This is a genomic window from Bradyrhizobium sp. DN3 (assembly GCF_041357655.1).
GTDB lineage: Bacteria > Pseudomonadota > Alphaproteobacteria > Rhizobiales > Xanthobacteraceae > Bradyrhizobium.
This window is the reverse complement of record NZ_JAULLN010000112.1, coordinates 1-232: the sequence shown is the minus strand read 5'-3', so window position 1 is coordinate 232 and position 232 is coordinate 1. Positions and strand designations below refer to the sequence as shown.

The 232-nt window shown below is 66.8% G+C and carries 1 protein-coding gene; it reads left to right on the top strand.

Features of this window, described 5'->3' with window-relative positions; all coding sequences use genetic code 11:
- A partial coding sequence (locus tag AAE027_RS39580) for a response regulator (protein WP_370991187.1) occupies positions 1–232 on the top strand: 232 nt, incomplete at both ends.

Genomic DNA, 232 nt, shown 5'->3' with positions numbered 1-232 from the left:
TGCCGATGGCGTTCGCCGACTGGTTCACCCGCAAGGAGATGAAGCCGTCGCTGCATTCGCAGTCGGTGCTCTTGGTCGACGACAGCGCCTTCTTCCGCAACATGCTGGCGCCGGTGCTGAAAGCCGCGGGCTACCGCGTCCGCACCGCGCCGACCGCGCAGGAGGGCCTCGCTGCGCTGCGCGCGCAGAGCTTTGACGTGGTCCTGACCGACATCGAGATGCCCGACATGAA